Origin of the sequence: Polaribacter reichenbachii, assembly GCF_001975665.1 — a bacterium.
GTDB classification, from domain to species: domain Bacteria; phylum Bacteroidota; class Bacteroidia; order Flavobacteriales; family Flavobacteriaceae; genus Polaribacter; species Polaribacter reichenbachii.
This window is the reverse complement of the sequence record NZ_CP019419.1, coordinates 150374-171980: the sequence shown is the minus strand read 5'-3', so window position 1 is coordinate 171980 and position 21607 is coordinate 150374. Positions and strand designations below refer to the sequence as shown.

The 21607-nt window shown below is 27.7% G+C and carries 22 protein-coding genes; 7 read left to right on the top strand and 15 right to left on the bottom strand.

The features are described from left to right. Nucleotides 1–18 precede the first annotated feature (18 nt). The 6 genes from BW723_RS00740 to BW723_RS00715 all read left to right on the top strand — a co-directional run bounded on the left by BW723_RS00740 (nucleotide 19) and on the right by BW723_RS00715 (nucleotide 5162). Nucleotides 19–720, top strand: a complete 702-nt coding sequence (locus tag BW723_RS00740; protein WP_068363946.1) for a phytanoyl-CoA dioxygenase family protein — start codon at nucleotides 19–21, stop codon at nucleotides 718–720. A 14-nt stretch (nucleotides 721–734) separates the two neighbouring features. After that, nucleotides 735–2177 carry an aldehyde dehydrogenase gene (locus BW723_RS00735; RefSeq protein WP_068363950.1) on the top strand — a complete coding sequence of 481 codons (1443 nt, stop codon included), beginning with the start codon at nucleotides 735–737 and terminating at the stop codon, nucleotides 2175–2177. Further along, nucleotides 2170–2388: a DUF6500 family protein gene (locus tag BW723_RS00730; protein WP_068363953.1), complete on the top strand. Its 219-nt coding sequence runs from the start codon at nucleotides 2170–2172 to the stop codon at nucleotides 2386–2388. Before BW723_RS00735 ends, BW723_RS00730 begins: the two co-directional genes overlap by 8 nt. Nucleotides 2389–2464: 76 nt before the next feature. Then, a complete protein-coding gene (locus tag BW723_RS00725) occupies nucleotides 2465–3241 on the top strand; it encodes an SDR family oxidoreductase (RefSeq protein WP_068363956.1) in 777 nt (258 codons plus the stop codon). 218 nt (nucleotides 3242–3459) lie between these two features. Then, entirely contained in the window at nucleotides 3460–3990 is a 531-nt protein-coding gene (locus BW723_RS00720) for a 3-hydroxyanthranilate 3,4-dioxygenase (RefSeq protein ID WP_068363959.1), read from the top strand. 86 nt (nucleotides 3991–4076) lie between these two features. Continuing rightward, nucleotides 4077–5162, top strand: coding sequence for an amidohydrolase family protein (locus tag BW723_RS00715; RefSeq protein WP_068363962.1), 1086 nt, complete (start codon nucleotides 4077–4079; stop codon nucleotides 5160–5162). A 91-nt stretch (nucleotides 5163–5253) separates the two neighbouring features. Here the strand turns inward: BW723_RS00715 and BW723_RS00710 are convergent, their stop codons facing one another. From BW723_RS00710 to BW723_RS00660, 11 genes are all read right to left on the bottom strand, one after another. Next, nucleotides 5254–5877 (bottom strand): tetratricopeptide repeat protein, encoded by a 624-nt coding sequence (locus BW723_RS00710; protein ID WP_068358728.1) that lies wholly within the window; start codon nucleotides 5875–5877, stop codon nucleotides 5254–5256. Nucleotides 5878–5888: 11 nt separating this feature from the next. Continuing rightward, nucleotides 5889–6509 (bottom strand): DUF2306 domain-containing protein, encoded by a 621-nt coding sequence (locus BW723_RS00705; protein ID WP_068358725.1) that lies wholly within the window; start codon nucleotides 6507–6509, stop codon nucleotides 5889–5891. Next, nucleotides 6509–6931 (bottom strand): DUF2141 domain-containing protein, encoded by a 423-nt coding sequence (locus tag BW723_RS00700; RefSeq protein WP_083139637.1) that lies wholly within the window; start codon nucleotides 6929–6931, stop codon nucleotides 6509–6511. Before BW723_RS00700 ends, BW723_RS00705 begins: the two co-directional genes overlap by 1 nt. Nucleotides 6932–7021: 90 nt before the next feature. Beyond that, complete coding sequence (locus BW723_RS00695; RefSeq protein WP_068358723.1) at nucleotides 7022–7822, bottom strand: alpha/beta hydrolase; 801 nt, start codon at nucleotides 7820–7822, stop codon at nucleotides 7022–7024. Nucleotides 7823–7961: 139 nt separating this feature from the next. Then, the gene (locus BW723_RS00690; RefSeq protein ID WP_068358720.1) at nucleotides 7962–10118 is read right to left on the bottom strand and encodes a TonB-dependent receptor; all 2157 of its coding nucleotides are present in this window, start codon (nucleotides 10116–10118) and stop codon (nucleotides 7962–7964) included. Between the two features lie 95 nt (nucleotides 10119–10213). Then, a complete protein-coding gene (locus BW723_RS00685) occupies nucleotides 10214–11134 on the bottom strand; it encodes an AraC family transcriptional regulator (RefSeq protein ID WP_083139634.1) in 921 nt (306 codons plus the stop codon). Then, nucleotides 11131–11484 carry a hypothetical protein gene (locus tag BW723_RS00680; protein ID WP_068358718.1) on the bottom strand — a complete coding sequence of 118 codons (354 nt, stop codon included), beginning with the start codon at nucleotides 11482–11484 and terminating at the stop codon, nucleotides 11131–11133. Before BW723_RS00680 ends, BW723_RS00685 begins: the two co-directional genes overlap by 4 nt. Before the next feature lies 1 nt (nucleotide 11485). After that, the gene (locus BW723_RS00675; protein ID WP_068358716.1) at nucleotides 11486–11791 is read right to left on the bottom strand and encodes a hypothetical protein; all 306 of its coding nucleotides are present in this window, start codon (nucleotides 11789–11791) and stop codon (nucleotides 11486–11488) included. 41 nt (nucleotides 11792–11832) lie between these two features. Then, nucleotides 11833–12936 (bottom strand): acyltransferase family protein, encoded by a 1104-nt coding sequence (locus BW723_RS00670; RefSeq protein WP_068358713.1) that lies wholly within the window; start codon nucleotides 12934–12936, stop codon nucleotides 11833–11835. A 105-nt stretch (nucleotides 12937–13041) separates the two neighbouring features. After that, the gene (locus BW723_RS00665) at nucleotides 13042–13899 is read right to left on the bottom strand and encodes a LytR/AlgR family response regulator transcription factor (RefSeq protein WP_162274027.1); all 858 of its coding nucleotides are present in this window, start codon (nucleotides 13897–13899) and stop codon (nucleotides 13042–13044) included. After that, nucleotides 13886–15175 carry an NAD(P)/FAD-dependent oxidoreductase gene (locus tag BW723_RS00660; protein WP_068358708.1) on the bottom strand — a complete coding sequence of 430 codons (1290 nt, stop codon included), beginning with the start codon at nucleotides 15173–15175 and terminating at the stop codon, nucleotides 13886–13888. Before BW723_RS00660 ends, BW723_RS00665 begins: the two co-directional genes overlap by 14 nt. Before the next feature lie 146 nt (nucleotides 15176–15321). On the opposite strand from BW723_RS00660, the gene BW723_RS00655 reads away from it, so the two are divergent. Next, nucleotides 15322–16140: a cyclase family protein gene (locus BW723_RS00655; protein WP_083139630.1), complete on the top strand. Its 819-nt coding sequence runs from the start codon at nucleotides 15322–15324 to the stop codon at nucleotides 16138–16140. 23 nt (nucleotides 16141–16163) lie between these two features. Here BW723_RS00655 and BW723_RS00650 read toward each other — a convergent pair whose 3' ends face one another. From BW723_RS00650 to BW723_RS00635, 4 genes are all read right to left on the bottom strand, one after another. Beyond that, on the bottom strand, nucleotides 16164–16697 hold the full coding sequence (locus BW723_RS00650) for a hypothetical protein (protein WP_068358705.1): 534 nt from the start codon (nucleotides 16695–16697) through the stop codon (nucleotides 16164–16166). Next, nucleotides 16698–17585 carry a metallophosphoesterase gene (locus BW723_RS00645; RefSeq protein WP_068358702.1) on the bottom strand — a complete coding sequence of 296 codons (888 nt, stop codon included), beginning with the start codon at nucleotides 17583–17585 and terminating at the stop codon, nucleotides 16698–16700. 300 nt (nucleotides 17586–17885) lie between these two features. Next, nucleotides 17886–18626 (bottom strand): LytR/AlgR family response regulator transcription factor, encoded by a 741-nt coding sequence (locus tag BW723_RS00640; protein WP_068358699.1) that lies wholly within the window; start codon nucleotides 18624–18626, stop codon nucleotides 17886–17888. Then, nucleotides 18619–21510: a sensor histidine kinase gene (locus BW723_RS00635; protein ID WP_068358696.1), complete on the bottom strand. Its 2892-nt coding sequence runs from the start codon at nucleotides 21508–21510 to the stop codon at nucleotides 18619–18621. The genes BW723_RS00640 and BW723_RS00635 overlap by 8 nt, the downstream gene beginning before the upstream one ends. Nucleotides 21511–21607 lie beyond the last annotated feature (97 nt).

Below are 21607 nucleotides of genomic sequence, written 5' to 3'. Positions count from 1 at the left end.
ATTAAAAGTGTCGAATTTATGAGAAATTTTTATCAACATAAAAAAGCTTTAGATGAAAATGGATTTTCAATTATTGAAAACTGTTTTAGCGAAAAAGTCTTGAGGAAAATTATCAGAATAGTTGAAAATAATAATTTTAATTTTTCAGAAAGACAATTATTAAATAGGTTTCCAGAGATTGAAAAATTGATTTTTGAAAACGATAATTTCAAGAAATTATTTAGAACAATATGTGAAGAAAGTTACTTTTTGTCTAAAGCGATTTACTTTAACAAACCACCAAAATCGAATTGGTTTGTTAGTTATCATCAAGATTTGAGCATTAGTGTAAAAAATAAAATAGAAGAAGAAGGTTTTAATAGTTGGACAAATAAAAAAGGACAATTAGGAGTTATTCCACCTTTAAATATTTTAAAAAATATAGTAACTTTTAGAATTCATTTAGACAAAACAGATAAAACAAATGGAGTTTTAAAAGTAATTTCTAAATCACATAAAAAAGGAATAATCAGATTAGATAATTGTTTTTTTGAATCTAAAGAGTTAGAAGAAGTAGTTTGTGATGTAGGTAAAGGAGGTATAATGTTAATGAAACCTTTATTGTTGCATTCGTCGCAAAAGTCAATTTCAGAAAATGATAGAAGAGTTATTCATTTAGAATTTTGTAATCAAGAAATTCCTATGGAATGGTTAGAAAAAAAATACTTTAATTATAATTAAATTTTAATATTCAATTGAAAATACAAAACTACATCAATGGTAAATTTGTAAACCCAATTAAAGGTAATTGGTTAAATAATTACAACCCAGCAATTGGTGAAGTTTATGGACAAACACCTAATTCTACTAAAGAAGATGTAGAAGAAGCATATAAAGCAGCAGCAGAAGCTTTTCCAAAATGGTCTAATACTAGTTTAGAGAAAAGAAGTAAAATTTTATCAAAGATTGCAGATTTAATTTTAGATAAAATAGATATTTTGGCTGAGGCTGAATCCAAAGACAATGGAAAACCAATCCGTTTAGCAAAAAAAGTAGATATACCAAGAGCAGCAAGCAACTTTAAGTTTTTTGCAAATGCCATAACTCAGTTTTCATCAGAAGCCCACGAAAGCGTAGGATTAAATGCAATTAATTTTACTTTAAGACAATCGATAGGAATTGTTGGTTGTATTTCTCCTTGGAACTTACCTCTATATTTATTTACATGGAAAATCGCTCCGGCAATAGCTGCAGGAAATTGTGTAGTTGCAAAACCAAGCGAAATTACACCAGCAACTGCATATTTATTAGGCGAAATTTGTACAGAAGCTGGCCTTCCAAAAGGAGTTTTAAATATTGTTCACGGTTTAGGAACATCAACAGGACAAGCAATTATAGAACATCCAAAAATAAAAGCAATTTCATTTACAGGTGGTACAAAAACAGGTGCTCATATAGCTAAAATTGCTGCACCAATGTTTAAGAAATTGTCTTTAGAATTGGGTGGTAAAAATCCGAACATCATTTTTGCAGATTGCGATTATCAAAAAATGTTAGCAACAACAGTGCGTTCATCATTTTCAAATCAAGGTCAGATTTGTTTGTGTGGTAGCCGAATTTTGATAGAAGAAACTATCTATGAGAAATTTAAAAAAGATTTTATCAAAAAAGTATCAGAATTAAAAGTTGGTCATCCATCGGAAGAAAATACAGATTTAGGTGCTTTAGTTTCAAAAGAACATTTAGAAAAAGTAAAAAGTTTTATTGATATTGCTGAAAAAGAAGGTGGTAAAATTCTTTTTGGAGGAAACAAAGTTGAAGTAGAAAATTCCAAAAATGGCTATTATTTGCAACCTACAATTATTGAAGTTTCTGATAATAAATGTAAACTGAATCAAGAAGAAATTTTTGGGCCAGTTGTAACTATAATGTCTTTTAAAACTGATGAAGAAGCCTTAACTTTAGCAAATGATACCAAATACGGATTAGCAGCAACAGTTTGGACAAACAATTTAAACAGAACAATGCAATTTTCTAAACAATTACAAACCGGAATTGTTTGGGTAAATACTTGGATGTTACGTGATTTAAGAACAGCATTTGGTGGAGTTAAAAATAGTGGAGTAGGAAGAGAAGGTGGTTTTGAAGCTTTACGTTTTTTTACAGAACCAAAAAATATTTGCATACAATATGAATAAAGAAATAAATGAAAAAATCATTCAAGTTTGTGATGATAAAATAGCTAAAAAAGGAGACAACGTTGGTTTGTCTTTTTACGCATTTTTCAAGAATAAAAACGATAACCCAAAATTATTAATGCAAGTTGCCACTTGGTGGATTGAAACCCATCAATTAGATCATTTTGAAAAAGCAGTTAAGATTAAACAAATGATTTTGGATAGTAAATAAGAATCAAGAATCAAGAGAAAAGAAAAAGATTGAATATCTAGGATCTTTTTTCTATATTCTTTCATCAGTTATAATTATGAATTTACAACTAAAAAATAAAAACGCATTAGTTTGTGGAAGCACACAAGGTATAGGTAAAGCAACAGCAATTTTATTGGCAGCAGAAGGTGCAAATATCACATTGTTAGCCAGAAACGAAGAAAAATTACAATCAGTTTTAGCAGAACTACCAAATTCAGACCAAAAACACAATTATTTAGTAGCAGATTTTTCGAAACCAGAAGAGTTAAAAAGAGTATTAGAAACATCAAGTTTACAGTTTCATATTTTAGTAAATAATACAGGTGGTCCTGCAGGAGGCCCAATTTTTAATGCAGAAATTGGCGAGTTCGAAAGAGCATTTACCCAACATTTAAAATGCAACCATATTTTAGTACAAACGGTTGCTCCTTTTATGAAAACTAAGTGTTTTGGTAGAGTTATTAATGTAATATCAACCTCTGTAAAGCAGCCCTTAGATGGTTTAGGTGTAAGCAACACCATTCGTGGTGCAGTTGCAAGTTGGTCTAAAACTATGGCTAATGAATTGGGCGAATTTGGCATAACTGTAAATAACGTTTTACCAGGTGCAACCAACACAGAAAGGTTAAATGAAATTATTAAAAATAAAGCTAAAAAAATAGGTTTACCTATAGAAAAAGTTGCAGAAATTATGATGAATGCTTCACCGGCCAAACGTTTTGCAAAACCAGAAGAAATTGCAAATGCTATTGTGTTTTTGGCAAGTGAAAAAGCAAGTTATATTAACGGAATTAACGTACCTGTAGATGGTGGAAGAACAAAAAGTTTGTAGTAGCTTTAGAAGCTATTTCCAGCTTTCACTACTCGCTTTTTTTGTGAAAAACAAAAAAGAGCTCAAACAAATCGTTCAATCTGGGCTAAACTTGTTTGGTAAAATCAGTTATAAAAGGCTAACAATAAGATAATTTATAGAAGTATATAAATCAGTAATTTTAAGGTTAGATTCTAGAGTCTTGGTTCTTAAATCTAAACATCTAAATATTAAAAGAAATGAGCAAACTAGTACAACCCATAAATTTTAAAAAATGGATTGATGAACATCGTCATTTATTAAAACCACCTGTAGGTAACAAACAAGTTTGGGATAATGGAGAATATATTGTTATGGTTGTTGGTGGGCCAAACAACAGAAAAGATTATCATTATAACGAAACACCAGAATTTTTCTATCAATTAGAAGGCGATATGATTTTAAAAATCATAGATGATAAAGGCAAACAAATTGATGTAGAAATTAATGAAGGCGATATTTATTTACTGCCAGGTAAAGTACCACATTCGCCACAAAGAAAAGAAAATACGGTAGGTTTGGTCATCGAATATCCACGTTCAGAAAGTATGTTAGATGCCTTAGAATGGTATTGCGAAAAATGTGGAAATCAATTGTATAGAGAAGAATTTAAACTCGATAATATAGAAACAGATATGCCAATTATTTTCGATAAGTTTTATTCTGATAAAGAAAAATGTACATGTAGTAATTGCGGAACTGTTATGCAAAAACCTCGAAAAATTAAATAAATTACGTTTGTTTCTACGAACAAGAATAACAAAGTAATCTCTTAATAAAATATTGTTAAGGCTTGTAGCTTACAATCATTTAAATTATGAAAAACAGAAAATTACGCATTAACGGACATTCGCATTTATTGCCTTATCCAGAAGAAATTCCTCAGTTTATGAAGGAAAAAGAAATTTTTTGGGTAGATGATGAACGCAAACATATGTTACAAAAAGGTTGGAAAAGACCAGTAACAGATTCTAGTTTCTTTTTAGATGAAAAACTAAAATGGATGGAAAGAAATAAGTTAGATCACGCTGTTGTGCTTAATCTTTCTCAATTGTATGGTAATGGTTTGCGTTTAGAAGAAATGAAAAAAGCGTTGCGTTTTCAAAATGATTTTAATGCAAAGATTCAAAAAAATCATCCAAGTAAATTTACATGTGGTTTTGTAGTGCATCCTGGTTTTATTTATGGTGCTTTAGATGAAATTAAACGTTGTGTAGAAGAATTAGAGTTAAAAGTATTGTGTTTGCCAACGCATTTTATGGATTCCATTGGGCAATGGAGGTGTGTTTTTGATAAAGAAAATGACCGCATTTTTGAATTGGCAGATCAATATAAATTGGCGATTGAAATTCATCCTTATGATGGAGATAAAATGATAAAATTAGAAAACACCAATTGGCGTTTTCATTTAATTTGGATGTTAGCTCAATGTGGAGATGCTTATCATTTTTACACGTTAAACGGAATGCAAGAGCGTTTTAAAAATATTAGAACCTGTTTTGCTCATGGAGGTCAGTTAGCGCAAATGAATTTAGGTAGAAGAATTCAAGGTTTTGATGGAAGACCAGATTTGTTTGAAGGCAAATATCATCCAAGAAAAGCTGTGGGACATAAAAATATCTTTTTTGATACTTTAGTACATGATACAGATTCGTTAAAATTGATGTTACAAAGGCAAGGAACCAAGCAAGTTTTAATGGGCTTAGATGATCCTTATCCTTTAGGAGAAATGGAGAGTGATAAACAATCTTCTTATCCTGGTAAAATTTTAGATTTAGCCATCGAAAAAAATATAATTACTGAAGTAGAAAAAGGACAAATTTGGGAAGAAAATGTCTTGCAATGGCTTTTTGGTGATGATGAAAAAGCGAAACAAGATTTAGTGAATAAAATTCTTAGTTAGTTCTCAGTTTTCAGTATTCAGTATTCAGTAGCAGTTCTTAAATTACTGCCAACTGCGACTGAATACTGAATACTGAAAACTGAAAACTAAACTATCCTTGGCATTGCTTTAAAACTTCTTCCGCTCTTTTTACTTGAAATTTTGGATAAAATTCTTGCTCAATTTTTTCTTTTTTTCCTAACTCTATTGCTCTTTCAATTTCTGCACAATAAGGTTTCGTAGATTTTCCAAAGAATTTAGCTGAACCCATATTCCATTCTGCATTAGCTAAAATAACCCTTGGGTTTTCAGGTGAAATTTCTAGTGCTTTAGCATATAACATACTGTTTTTTCCTCCTAAAGTCATCCCATATTTTTGACCATCAAAAGCAATATATCCTAAATTTAAGAATGCTTGTGTAATTATAATTTCAGGATTATTTGCTGAGATCGCTTTTGCAACATCTACAAATTCTTGAGCTTTTGTTAGTTTGGCTGTTAAAGCAGCTTCATCTTTCATGCCAAAACTTCCAATAATTTCAACGGTTGCAGCATAATAAGCAGGTAACCAGTTGTCTGGTTCAGCTTTAGAAATACGTTCAAATAATTGCGATGCTTCAGTTAATTTATTTTGTTGCCATAAACCAAATGCTTTTTGCATTCCTGTTTGATATTTTGTTTGCGCAGAAATCCCTGTCGCAATGAAAATTGCGATAATAAATAATACTTTTTTCATAATGTTAATGTTTAATTTATTGTTTTAAATTGTTGTTTGTTAATAAAGTAAGCGACTAGAATATTTGGCAGCCAACACAACCAAGCAATTAGTTTGTATGCTGGTAAAAAGCCGCCAAAAAGTGGAGTGAATATTGGTAAATAAATTCTTAATGTTACAGCTGCAAAACAAATTGCATAACTATAAGTCATAAGTTTTTGATGTTTTTTAATATCCCCTTTTTTTACTGAGGTAAAAGCAAATAGTGTTGTTAAAAACCAAGCAATTGCCATCGTCATAAAACCAGATTTAGCAATAATACCACCTGTAGCAAAGTAACCAATATAAAGTCCTGATATTGAACTTAGTAATACAGAAAAGATATATATTTTTCCTATGTTTTTATGACGTTTTAAATACTTGTTTCTAAATTTTTTATTGAATTGAAGCCATCCTATAAATAAAGCTATACCTCCTAAAACAATATGAATATAAAACATTGTGTTCCATAAATTATCTGCAAGAAGCTCTGTAGATTTACTTGCAAGTAATCCGAATTTTCTATCAGATACTATAAAATATGCAGAAGGATATAAACCTATTAAAATTCCACAAAAGGCAATTAAATAATAAGATGTTTTTTTAAGTAACATTAGTTTATATTTATAGTTATTGTCTTGTTTGCATCTAAATTAAATTTGGCATCATTATATTTTGGAGGTCCCATAAAACCAGTAGCATCATTAGAAAAACCATAAGGTTCTTTCGGAATTCCGAATATTTTAGTGTCCATTTTTTTATTTTCGTTTACATCCTGAAATAAAGAAATTGCATATTCACCTTTTTTCAAATTTTTAATAATTGCAGTAGATTTTAAATCGTTAATTTCTGCAATAACTCCTTTAGAACTTTTAAGAAAAGAAGCCTCATTATCATAGATAGCAATATAGATTTTACCTTTATTGGTTTTTATACCTTCTATTTCTATTTTTAAATTAAAAGTTTCTTGATCTTGTGCATTAACTGATAAAATTCCGCTGATGATAAAAGTTGCTATTAAAAGTATTTTTTTCATATTGTTATTTTTTTATTGTTTTTGTTTGATGATTCAAATATCTGATGTTTCTAGGGTTTTAAAACAAGAAACATACCCAATTGTAATTTTTTATTCCTGAATTGTAAATAAACTATTAATTTTTGATAAAACAGCTTCAGTTTCGTAAGTTATAGCTAGTAAATGATCTTTTTTAGAAGTGAAAAAAACTTTTGGTTCTGTAGCATTTTTAAAAACAATTTTAGAATGTTGTATAGCTATAGATGTATCTTCTGTACTATGAATAATTAATTTTGGAATATTTATTATTGATTTTATTTCTTCTTTAGAAGGATACATTTTACCTAATACATTGTCTATATAATTATGTACTTGTTCTGGTGCATTCTCTTTAGCAATATCTGCAAAAGATGAAAAACCACCATCTAAAATTAAAGCATCTATTTCTTTTTGATGCTTATTTGTAAGGTGAGTTGCAATTTGGCAACCTAGAGAAGCACCATAAACAATGAGTTTTTTGTTTTTTATGGCTTTGTGTTCTTTCATTTTCGAAAACACGATTTCACTATCTGTTGCTACATTAATATGAGTTGCATTTCCTGTAGATTTACCATAACCTCTAAAATCTACAGCATAAACTTGATAGCCATTTTTAACCAAAGGCGCTATCATAAATTGATAACTAGAAATATTACCCCCTGCTCCGTGAAAAAATAAAATGGTTGCTTTTGCTGATTTTTTAGGTTGAAAAAAAATAGTGTGTAAACTGTCTTTTTCTACGGATATAAATTCTTCTGTATGCGGAATTTCAATTTTTTTCAACTTTTTACTTGGGTAATAAAATCGATCTTCGAATTGTGCGTTAGTATATTGAATAAGAAATAGAAATAAGATTGTGGTAAATGTTTTCATTATTTAAAATTTATAATAATTAGTTTTTAAGCTATTGGTTTGCAAATAAGTTTAGCCCTGATTGAAGCATTTGTTTGAGCTCTTTTTTCTTTTTCAGAAAAAAAGCGAGTGCTGAAAGCAGGTAATAGCTACAAAAAAATTATAGATTATTTAATTGATTCGATTTTTTGTCTGTACTTATAGTCCAGAAAAAGCCTACAAAAAAGAAGCGATCGGCATTAGGTACAACTGCTTGTCTGTCGAAATTTCCGTTAACATTTGGTGTGTTTTTATAGTTGTATCCAAACACATTTTTGGTACCTAAAGCGTTGTTTACAGAGAAATATAAAATCTTTTGTTGGTCTATTAAATAGGCCCAGTTTAAACTTACAGAATTGTAACTTTTAGTTTTATTGTTTAAAAAACCGGGTTCATTTGGGTTTGTGTACGTTCTACCAGAAGCAAAATTATAGGTAATACCAACCTGACTTTTTAATTTTTCGATCCAATGTTTACCCACAATAGATAAATTATGAGCAGAGGCAAAATTTGGTGTTGCTGAGGTTGTGTAGTTTCTGTAATCCCTTTCTGTGTCTAAAAATGAGTAAGAAACCCAATAATCTGTGTTTTTAATTTTTTGATTTTGTCTCCAGAAAATATCTATACCTTTTGCATAAGCTGAACCGTTATTTGAGAAATTAGAATCGAAATTAGCTATTTCTGAATCGTATTTTACTAAATCTTTATAGTCTTTGTAATAGGCCTCAATTCTAAAGATTTGGTTCTTTTTTGTATGCTGATAATTGGCAATTAAATGTGTGGTATTTTCAGCTTTAAAATCTTGATTAAATTTTAAATAACTGTTATTCGGATTTTGGTAAAACTGACCATAAGCCAACGATAATTGCGAATTTTTACCAGATTTATAGGATAAAGAAGCTCTAGGTGAAATTGTAAATTGGTTTAATAAATCTGAGTTTTCTGCTCTAACTCCTATTTTTGCTGCTAAATTTTTAGAGAAAAAGATGTCTGTTTCTGCAAAAGATGCAAATAGATTATTATTGAAACCATAAGCAAATTTTTGATGGTTGATTGGTGTATAATCTTCATTAAAATCTGTGATAAAATATTCAGAACCAAAAGCTATTCTAAATCTGCTAGAAAATTGTTTTTTAATTTTTGCTTTAAAATGTGCCGAATTTTCAGTGTTGTTTACAACATCATCAATAATTTTTACGGTAGAATTATCATTGGTAAAACTTACACCACTTTCTATTTTCCAATTGTTGCCAAATTTGTTTTTGTAGGTACTGTTTATGTAGAGGTTTCTGTTTTGCAAACCAAAACGAAATCCGTCTTCGAAATTAATATCATCTTGAATTACATCTAAATCAGTATAACTAAATGCTCCATAAATTTTTAACATAGAATCGTCTTTAAAACTATGTCTGTAAACGGCTTCTCCACTTGCAGCTTGGTAAGGTTTTAACCATTGATTTCTATCTGGAAAAGCTGCTGTATAAGGATCTAAATTAATATAAGAAGCATTTACACTTAATGAATTTTTACCCCAAATTTGTGTATTACCAACTCCAACACCAACAGTCATTAAAGAAATATCTGTTTTCTCTTGATCTGGTTTGTCTATAGTTGTTAAATCTAAAACTCCAGATAAAGCTTGCCCATATTCAGCAGAATAACCGCCAGTAGAAAATGTAATTCCTTTGAATAAAAAGGGTGAATAACGACCACGAGTTGGAGCGTTGTTTGGTGATGGACTGTAAGGTGTAAAAACACGAACACCATCTATAAAAATTTGCGTTTCTTCTGCATTACCACCTCTTACAAAAAGACGACCATCTTCTGCTGCAGAAGAGGTTCCTGGTAAGGTTTGTAAGGCGCCTAAAACATCGCCAACTGCACTTGCAGTTGTAACAATATCTAAAGGTTTTAAAACAGTTACTTTTGCTTTTTCTCCGGCTTTAAAAGTACCCGCGTTTATAGTTACTGCATCTAATGAATTAACATCATCTCTTAGTTTTACTTGTAAATTTTTGAATGCAGAAACATCATCTATTTTAACAAAAGTTTCGAAAGAAACAAAAGAAATGACTAATGTTTGGGTTCCTGTTTCTTCTGATGTAAATAAAAATTCGCCTTTTTCGTTGGTTGATGTTCCATCGTAAGTGCCTTCTAAATATACACTTGCTCCTAAAATTGGTTGTTTTTTAGAATCTGTAACTTTACCAGAAATTGTGGTTTGGGCTAGTAAAGAAAATTGAGTTATAGTAAATAGTAAAAATAAAATTCGTTTCATCATTATTAATTTTTGATGATACAAAGATGTAACGATGCTAGATAAAAAAATAAAAAGAAATACTGAGTTGTAAGTTTTGGTTGATGAGTTGTATTTTATAAAATAGGAATACAAAAATCTACAATAAACTTGTTTTCTGGATGTTCTGCAGCATTATTATGGTAAATTTCAAAAGGATCATTATCGGCTTTTTTGTAGCCATTTTCGGTCATCCAAACAAAGGAAGATTCCCAAGCTTGTTGAAATTGAAAAGGTGTGATTTCGAATCGAGAAACGATGCATTTTGTTGGACTTAGTATTCTTAAATTTACAGAATCATCTAAATCAATAGGATCATTTAAAACAATACAAGCACTCATTCGTATATTATTTGGATCTGTAATTTTTGGGCTGTCGTGATAAATGGTAACCATTTTAGTTTGCTCACTTATTAAACCTTTTGGAGTGGCCCATTTTACTAATTTATTATAGACACTGCCAATTGCTTCAATTTTACCTTTATGAGAAATGTATGCTAAATCTAATCTTGGCGTTGTTTTTATTGCCGGTTTTGTATTCATTTTTAACCAATTTAATGCGTTATTGATATTGCAAATATATTGCTCGAAACTAATTTTAATTTGTCCTTTCTTGCTTTCTATTTTGCTAATCTTGCTAAATTTATTTGGACTAATTTCTTTGAAATTGGTTGGCGAAATTCCGTAGAATTTTTTAAAAGATTTAGAAAATGATGATAAATTAGTATAACCTACAAGTTCTGAAACTTCTGTTACAGATTTTTCTTTTTGATGTAATAAATAAGAAGCTGCTTTTTCTATTCGTTTTCTATTTATGAAATTTTGTAAAGTTTCATTAGTAACAACTCTAAATAATCTATGAAAATGGTAAGGAGAAAAAAAGGCTTTTTGAGCAACTTTTGCTAAAGATAGTTTTTTATCTAAATTTTCTTCAACATACACAATCGCATCACAAATTCTGGTAATAGTGGTGTTTGAGATTTTATGTTGTGTATTCAATCTAGTTTATTTTGTAGTTTGTAGAAAATATATCCGCTTGCAAAATATAAAATAATATCTACGTAATCTTTGGTATATCTTGCTAAATAATTAGGGAAAACAAATTCGAAAAGTATACTATACATAAAACAAACATATAAAATTATGGATAGTGTTAATGTAAAATTAGAGTTGTTTCTAGACCATCTTAAAAACAATAAACTTATATAAAGTACAATGGCTATAATTAAAAAATCATTCAAATAATTATTAATGATTTTTGGTAAAGAAATATTAAAATATTGAAAAAGGTAAATAGTTATACCTAAAAGAATTGATGAAATACAATAAATAGATAGTTTTTTATTCATTTTAACCAGCTGCAACCATTGCAATAAACCAAGCTAAACCAGCACCAATAGCAGATGCAACAACGTATCCAGAATACAAAATCCATCCAAAAATACGATATAAAAAAAATGGATGTTTCTTTAATCGCTCTGTAAAATTCGGATTTTCTCTCTCGTAAATTACTTTATCAATTTCTTGTTGTTTTATTTTCTCTAATTTCTTTTGTAAAAGTATTTCTTGAGAAAGAGATTTGTTGCAATTTGTACAGTATTTTTTACCAGTGTTTAAAGTGCCGCAATTTGGACATTTAATGGTTTTTTCTTCCATCAAGGTTTATTTTAGGATCTAAGATATAAAATAACATTAATTTATTTACGCTTCATACCAAATAACATTCTTGGTATTTTATAAGGATATATTAAATATCTATAAATTAATAGAATAATAGGAAAAGAAGCAACAAATAAGAGTAAAATTTTAAATGGAATATTGATGTTTAGTTTAATTATATAAAATCCAAAGACTATTAAAACTGTTTGATGTAAAATATAAAAAGGATAAATAGCTTCGTTACTTTTTGTAAGTATTTTACTTTTTTTAGTAAACCAAATTTGTGCGAAACCCAATAACGTAATTATGGCAGACCAACTTACTAGGCAGCAAACTAAATACCAAATATCCCAAAGATTTTCTGTTGATAAATATGGCGTTAAAAATCTATTAGGTAAGTAATAATATGTGTAAAATAATAGTGATGAAAAAATAAGGATGAAAAAATTAGTTTTTCGATATTTTTTTAAATTCTTCCAAATTTCTTTAGAAGAAGCAATTATAATTCCTGCTAAAAAGTAAAATCCGTAAAAAGCTGTTGAAGAAATATTTGTAATATCTTTAGAGTCACTAGGATTTATTTTTTTAGTGATAATTTTAATTAGTACTAGAAAAACTACGATTAAAAATAAACCATATTTTTTAGCAGTTATTTTTTCGATAAAACGTATAATAAAACTAATTTTTCCTGATTTTATTAGTAATATAAACGGAATTACAACTACAGAAATAATAAACAAGTTGCCTATAAACCATAAGTGATTTTCACTAAAATCTAAATTTTGATATACTTGAAAAAACGAATTGTATGTATCCTTTTTTTCATAAAAAGTTTGCGGTGGCACAATAAAAAGTATTCCAAATATTAAAGGGATTATTAATCTATAACTTCTTTCTTTTAAAAACTGTAGCCAATTTCTTTTTGAGAAAGCAAAAACGGTTCCTGTTCCAGAAACTAAAAACAATAAAGGCAATCTAAATTGTTCAAAATAAACCATAATATCATCTAATAACTTACTAGATTCATTATTCATAATATGGAAGTTATCACCATTAAAAGGCATTCCAAGATGATGAAAGTAAACAGCTACTATAGAAATTACTCGTAACCAATCAATATCGTATCTTCTTGCTGTGTTCAAAATAGTATTATTTTTAAAATTCAAATGCAAACCTAAAACAAAGAGTCAATTGTTTTTTTTGAATGTTATCAATAACAAAGCAATGTGATGAAATACAAGCTAAAATTAGGTTAAAAGAGAATCAAATTCTTTAATTTTTGAACGAGAAACAGGTATTTCTGAAGTAAAATTATGTAATTTAATTTTGTATCCTTGTGCGTTTCCGTTAACAGTTTTAATCTGGTTTAAGTTTACCAAATAAGAGCGATGTGTTTTAAAAATAAAGTTAAAATCCTTTAACTGCACTTCTAGTTCTTTTAATGACAAACGAATGAGTTTTTTGTTAAAATTATTTTTAGATTTAGTGTAGATTTCTGCGTAATTACCATCAACTTTAGCAAAGAGAAATGAATGTATATGTAAATTAAAATTTTCTGAATTAATAGAAGAGTTGATATAAACTGAATCTAAATTTTGGGAATTAGAGACTTTTTTTATATTTAATTTAGTTGCTCTTTTCTGATATATTTTTAATAAACGCTGAAGATTTAGAGGTAAGATTATTAAAAGTAAAAGCACGCCAACAAGAAAAGTATTTCTAATTTCTTCAAAGAAATATTTAAAAGACCAATTATCTGGATTTGTGTAAATAAAATCTCTTATTAAAAAATCTGAAATTCCAATTAATAAAAGAACTATGGATAAATGAAAAATTTCTTTTCCAATTGTCCATGAAGTTTCGTTTTTTACGTTTTTATTTACAAACCAAAAATAAATATATACAATAGGTAGAGGAATAAATGCATGGATTAATAAAATGAAATTAGAATTTATTTTATGTTCTGCAATATTAACTTCAAAAGGTTGAAACAAATAAGAAAATAAAAAACTTATAAAAGAAAATAGTAATAATATGATAAATAAATTCTTTCTATTTCTGTAATAAAATGGATAAAGTTGATTAAAGTAATTATGAATTTGCACTATGTTTCTTTTTAAAAGGACGAATAATTAATCGAGTTTCTCTATCAAAACGAATGTAATTATAAACCCAATTTAAAAATACAATAGCTCTGTTTCTAAAACCAATTAAAGAAAATAGATGTACAAACATCCAAACAAACCAAGCAAAAACTCCTTGAAATTTCCATTTTGGTAAATCTACAACAGCTTTATTTCTACCAATTGTAGCCATAGAACCTTTATCATTATAGATAAAAGCGTTCTGTTTTTTGTTAGCCAATTTAGCCAAAATGTTTTTTGCTAATAATTTACCTTGTTGAATTGCAGGTTGTGCCATCATTGGATGCCCATAAGGATTTTCTTTAGATGCCATACAAGCAATATCACCAATTGCATAAATATTAGGATGATTTACAACTTGATTAAATTCGTTAACTTTAATTCTTGCAGCACGCTCTATAACACATTCAGCTTGTAAACCATCTACCATTTCTCCTTTAACACCAGCAGCCCAAATAACGGTTTCTGCTCTAAAGTTATCTTCGCCATTCGTGGTTACAACTTTTCCATCATAATCTAAAACACGCAAGTTTTTCCAAACATTTACGCCTAATTTAATTAAAAAATCTTCTGCTTTTTCAGAAGCTTTTGCGCTCATTCCTTTTAAGATTTCACCAGAACTTTGTATTAAGTTAATGTGCATTTGCCTAATGTCTAAATCAGGATAATCTTTAGGTAAAATACCTTTTTTCATTTCTGCTAAAGCACCTGCCAATTCTACACCTGTTGGTCCACCACCAACAATTACAAAGTTCATTAAAGCTTTTCTTTCTTCTAAGTTTGATGTTAAAAGAGCTTCCTCAAAATTTTCTAAAATTAAACTTCTAATGTTTAAAGATTGAGGTACAGATTTCATTTCCATTGTATGCTTTTGAATGTTCGTGTTTCCAAAAAAGTTGGTTGTAGAACCTGTCGCAATAATTAATTCGTCATAATCTATATTACCAATAGAAGTTTCAATTCCGTTTTTATCAGGATTAATTTTAATAACATTAGCCAATCTAAAATAAAAGTTCTCAACATCGTTAAAACGTTTTCTTAACGGAAAAGCAATAGAATCTGGCTCTAAACCACCAGTTGCAACTTGATATAACAAAGGCTGAAAAGTATGATAATTGTGTTTGTCTATTAAAACAACTTGTAATTCTTGTTTTTCTAAACCTTTTGCTGCAGCCAAACCTGCAAAACCACCACCAATAATTACGACTCTAGGAAAACTTGACTGTGGAATATTCATATTTGATTTTTAGGAATAGAAATGGATATAAATTTAATAGCAAATTTAAAGAAATACTTTAACTTAAAAGTCTGTTTAGATGAATAGTAGTTATAATATAAAATTTGTGTTATTTTTGTCTAAACCAGTATGTTAAATAAAATATTATGAAAAAAATCTTCTTTTTAATTCTTAATGCAATGATATTTTTTTCTTGTTCTGCTACTAAAGAGAAAGATTTTAATAACGTTGATATTTTTAAAAATAAAAAATTAATAGACTTAACACATTCTTTTTCTAGAGAAAGTATCTATTGGGTTACAGCAAAAGAATTTGAGTTAGAAGTTGTGGCAAAAGGAGAAACAGATAATGGCTATTTTTATGCTGCAAATAATTTTGAAACTGCAGAACATGGAGGTACACATATAGATGCTCCAATTCATTTTGCAAAAGATAAACATACTGTAGATCAAATTCCTTTAGAAAACTTAGTGGGTAAAGCTATAAAAGTAGATGTTTCTAAAAAAGCCCTTAATAATGTAGATTATTTAATTACGATTCAAGATTTTTTAGACTGGGAAACTTCAGAAAAAATGCAAATTCCTGATGGAAGTATTATCTTATTACAAACAGGGCATTCTAAATATTATGCTGATAAAAAGAAATATTTAGGAACTGAAGAGCGAGGAGAGGAAGCTGTAAAAGACTTACATTTTCCAGGATTATCTCCTGAAGCTGCAAAATGGCTTATTGAAAATAGGTCTATAAAATCTATTGGTTTAGATACACCAAGTATAGATTATGGGCAGTCTAAGCTATTTAAAACACATGTATTATTGCTTTCAGAAAATATTCCTGCTTTCGAAAATCTTATGAATTTAGAGAAACTACCAACTAAAAACTTTGATATTATGGCTTTGCCTATGAAAATTGAAGGTGGTTCTGGTGGTCCTTTAAGAATTGTTGCGGTTTTAAATAATGACTAAAAGGTAATTTTATAGTCTTAGAATTATTTCAATTTTCTTTTAATTTCTTCTACAGTGTTATCCGAAGAAATAATTTTAGATATTATTTTAAAACGTAAATCTTTGATTGGTAAATCAAAATAAGTTGCCCATTTATTCTCTTTCAGTAAATTATTTATCTGTTTTATTCTTTTTTGTGCTTCTGAGTAGGTAAATAAAAAGTGTTTTGTAGCTTCTTTTTCAGATTGAATTTTAGCTGTTTTTTTCTTAAAATCAACAGAAATAAAAAAGAATTTTTCTGATGAATTAATAGGATAAAAGCCTGTCCATTTTGCAAAAGCAGTTACTATATTTTGATTTTTGTAATTATTATCAGCAATTAATTTCCATCTGCAATTGGCAACTCTTCCCCAATGATTCGATTTTCTGTAAACACCTTCTTTGGTATAATAATAAAGACTATCTGATTTACTTTTATAGTTTGAATTTTCTGGAAACTTAAAGTCATCAATTTGTTGAAATTCACAGAAAGTGTGTTTAAAAAAGTTGGTCGAATTGTATTTTTTTGATGAAAGCATTTATTGAATCACTAATTTCCTAGACGGTTCTCTCTCAAAACCTTCAACAAAAACAGTGTCTTTGTCGAATTTTACTTTGGCAAAAGCAGAAGTATTTTCTGTATCTACCATTCCTTTAAAAGTAAGGTAATGTACATTGTCAACTATTTCATAAGCACCAGCATGATTATGGCCATTAAAATATAACTTTACGTTTTTATAAGGTTTTATTAGCGATAAAAATTGCTCTCTATTCCAGATATTATGCTGATCTATAGGGTAAATAGGAAAGTGGCAGTAAAAGCCGACTTTCTGGTTTTCTTTAACAGCCAAATCTAATTCAGATTTTATCCACTTTAATTGTGTGTTACTTAAAGCACCATTATATTTTTTTAGATAAGGCAAGTTTTTGTCTTTTAAAAGATTGAATAATGAGTCTGTTTGCTGTTTCTTATCCGAAGAAATTGCACCATAAAAACTTAAATCATTGCCATCTAAAACTATAAATCTCCAATCATTTTTGGTGAAGCTATAGTACCTTTCTTTTAAATTTAGTTTAGCAATAATTTTATTTTTGTTTGCCTCACCAACATCAAAGTCATGGTTTCCTAAAACGTGATAAGATTTAGATTTTAAATTGTTCCAAGTTGGTAGTATGCTATCTAAACTAGCCATTTTTTGATCAATAAAATCGCCTAAATGAATAGTGTAACTTAAGGAGTCTTTATTTAACGTAGCAACTGCTTTTTTTAATCTTTGTGGAGATTTTTTGTAATATCTATCCCATTTTATTTCGCAATTACAATATTGGCAATCAGAAATTACACCAATTTTAAACGAATTATCTTTTGGTTTTATACAAAATTTAATTGTTATTACTGTAACAAATAATAGGATTAGTTTTTTCATTTTTTTGCATTTTCGATAACAAATATATATCAAAAAATACGCAATTAAATTAATGATTGCGTTATTAATTGATATCTTCTTAAATCGATTTGTTTTCTTTTTTAAACAAAAAAACCGAATCGTTAAGTAACAATTCGGTTATCATTTTAAATAAGCTATCCCCCAATAGAATATTCAAAAAATCTATGTATTCAATTTTTTTTACAAAAATAATTGTTTTATGAGTGTTAAAAATGTAATACTTTCCCAACTGTAAATAATACTTTCCGAATTTAATTTTTAAGAAATATACTTAAATTTTTAGTGAATGCGATTTGAAAATGAGTCTTCAAAATCTTCTTTATAGCCTCTACTAATTGGTATTTTAACGTTGTTAATTAATATAGCTTCTCTATCTTTTTTTGAATATGTTTTAATTTTATTGATGTTAATTATCCAAGATCTATGAGATCTAACAAAGCTATTGTCATCCAAAAACAGGTTTTCATAATAACTTAGTTTTTTGGTAACTAAAAAAGTTTTATCATCTAACATATGTATTTTAGAATACATTCTATCTGCTTCGATACACAAAATGTTGTTTACTTTTACAATAACATAATCATTTTTATAAGGTATAGCTAATTTTTTATTCTTTTCTTCTAATAATTTATAACGATGAATAGAGTTGTAGTTGTTTATGTTTTTTTCTACTTTACCAATAGCTTCTTTAAGTAAATCTACATCTATTGGTTTTAATAAATAATCTAATGCTGCAACTTGAAATGCTCTAATAGCATAATTATCGTAAGCAGTAACGAATATTACTTGAAAGTTAATTTCGTCGAATTCTTCTAATAACTGAAAACCATTTTTCTGCGGCATTTGTATGTCTAAAAAAACAACATCTGGTTTGTGAGCTTTTATTAATAAAACTGCATCATTTACATTAGAGGCTTCTGCTAAAATATTTATGTTGGTACAAAAATCATTTAACAAAAAACGTAAGTTTTCTCTCGCATTAATTTCATCATCAACAAGTATGGCTTTAATATTAGTCATCAGAAAAAGTGTATGGTATTTTTAAAATTACTTTGGTTCCGCTCTTCAATTTTTCAAAAGTGTAACCAATATCTGTTTTATAATAATCTTTCAAAATTTTTAGTTTACTACTTATTGATTTTGTAGAAAAAGATTTTTTAGTATTATTTCTTTTGTTGTTTATTGTAGTTGCAGCTTCAATTCCTATACCATTATCAATAATGATACATTTTAAAGTATCTTCTAAATAAAATTCAATTTCAATTTTTCCAATACCATCTGTTTTATGCAACAAGCCGTGATTTATGGCATTTTCTATAAAAGGTTGAATAATCATAGTTGGTATTTTTACATTATCTATGAGCTCTGCTCCAGTTATTTTATAGGCAAATCCCTCTTTAAATCTTAATTTCTCTAATTCTAAATATTTTTTTATGATTGATAATTCTTCATCAAAATAAACAAAACTCTTTGAGCTTAACATTAAATTTTCTCTTAACAATGATGAAAATTTTGTGAGGTAATTATAAGCGTCTTGTTTTTGGCCTTTTAATACTAAGTTTTGTATAGAATTTAATGCATTAAACGTAAAATGAGGATTCATTTGTGATTGTAAAGTTTCTAATTTAGAGGTGATAAGCTCTTTTTGCATTCTTTCTTTTTCTAAAGTTTGTTTTTGTATTTTTTGTTTTTTTCTAAGATTTTTTGAAATTATAAACCAAAATATACCAAATAATAAAATTGGCATTAAAAACATAAACCAGATTTGTTTGTAATAAGGGGCTTTTATATTTAGTGTTATGTTTTTTACAATAGATTCTTTTTCTGCACTTAATCTGGTTGCTTTAATTTTAATAATATAATTACCAGGTGCTAAATTGTTAAATGTAATTTGATTTACTCCTTTTTCAATATTATTCCAATTATTATCAATAGAATCATCTAATAATTTATAGGAATAAATAATATCATTATCACCTAAAAACCCATTAGTTTGAAAGTTTATTTTTATTTTTTTTTCTTCGAATTTTAGCTCATATTTTTCTTTCTCTACCACTTTTTTATCATTGATAAAAATGGATGTAAAAAAGAAATCTAAAATTTTTCTGGTGATAAAAACCTTTCCTTTATCAATTTTAAATAAGCCTTTATTAGAACTAAAATAAATTTGATTTTTAAACGGAATTATTTCTGAAATATTAAACGAGTTTAAACCATCTTTTATCGTAATGTTTTTAAATTTTTCAGTTTCAGTATTTAATAATTGTAATCCTTTGTCTGTGGTAACCCAAAGAAAAATACCATCACCTTTTATTTTACCGGCTTGGTTAGAAAGCAAGCCATTTTTAACAGTATAATTAAATATAGGTTTATTATTTTTAATACCAATTATTCCATCTTTTAATGTAGATATCCAAATAATATCATTATTAGTTTCATCTATATCTATAGCTATTATTGGTTTGTTTTTAAACTTTAATTTTACACCATCTTTATTTTCAATATGCTTTTCTACCCCATCTACGTAACCTACAAATATTTCTTTCTTTTGGCTATAATGAGTAGTGTAGGCTCTAGTTTTTCTTAAATCTTTTCTTTTTTTTGTGTAAATATTGGTAATTCTGGCAGTATTGTGTAATGCGTTAAGGATATGGTTATTATCTAAAACAATTAAATCTTTAGCGTTTTTTAAAAAATCATTTCTGGAAAACTGCTTGTTTTTCTTATCATAAACATATGAGAAATTATTAAAGCTTAAAAATACATTTTCTTTGTTTTGATCTATGGCATATATTTTTTCTGTAAACCTTTTTTTTAGGAAATCTAAATTATCATTTTTTGTATTTAGTATAGCTAAATCACCTGTAACAGAACCTAAAAATAATTTGTCTTTGTCTAATTTAGACATTGCACTTATATTGGCTTTATCTTCTGGAATATCGTATTTTTCTATATATAAATTGGGCATTATATATATTCCGTTTCTTAAAGTTATAAACCAATAATTATCATCTCTATCTTTTAACAACCCTCCAACATCTTTATCTGTAAAATAGGTTTTTATATGTTTTAATTTTTCGTTATTTAAGGTATACGTAAAAACGCCGATATAAGTGCAAAACCAAATTTGATTATTTACCTCATAAATATTAATGATTTCATTATTATCAAATATTTTTGGTAATTTTATTTCTTTTAATTCTTTTTTAGTTTGATAAAATAATTTAGGTTTTACTTTAGCCATACTTGGATTATGAGCATATATCAAATCTTTATTTTGATAAGAATCAATAGACCATCTGTTGTAACCTAACTCTTTGTAAGCCTCTAAATTGTATTTAATTTTTGGTTCTTTGTCTTTTGTGGATACAATTATTTTATTATCTATAAAGGTGTATAAAGTATCTGTCTTTTTTTTATTTTTTATTAAAAAACCTTTTTGAAATTCCTTTTCTACATTAGGGTTATCTCTTAGGTATGTATAAATACCATTCATAGTATTTATCAATATTTTATTTTGATATAACGTAAAAGAAGCTAATATTCCGTTTGTTTCACTTCCTAAATCTAGAAAAAGATTTAATTTATCATTTTCGACAAAGAAAATCTGACCAGATATATTGTTACACCAAATTCTACCTTTATTATCTTTTTTTAAGCCAAATACAGAAAGTCCTCTTTTTTCTGGATGTGTGTAGTTTTTAAATACTTTACCATCGTAACGAAAAAGGCCTTTATCTGCAGCTAACCAAATAAAACCTTGGCTATCTTCTAAAATATCATAAAACTCAATATCTGGTAATCCGTCTTTTTCTGTTAAATGATAAAAAACAGGATGTTGAGCTTCAAGTTTTATTGAAAGAAATATAAAACTGAAAATTAGAAATAGTGTAAGTTTTTTCATAATGTTTTAAAAACAACAGAACCAAAAGTAATTAATAATAGAAAAACCCATTGCAAATATTTGCAATGGGTTTTTTAATATTCTCTTTTTAATGAGA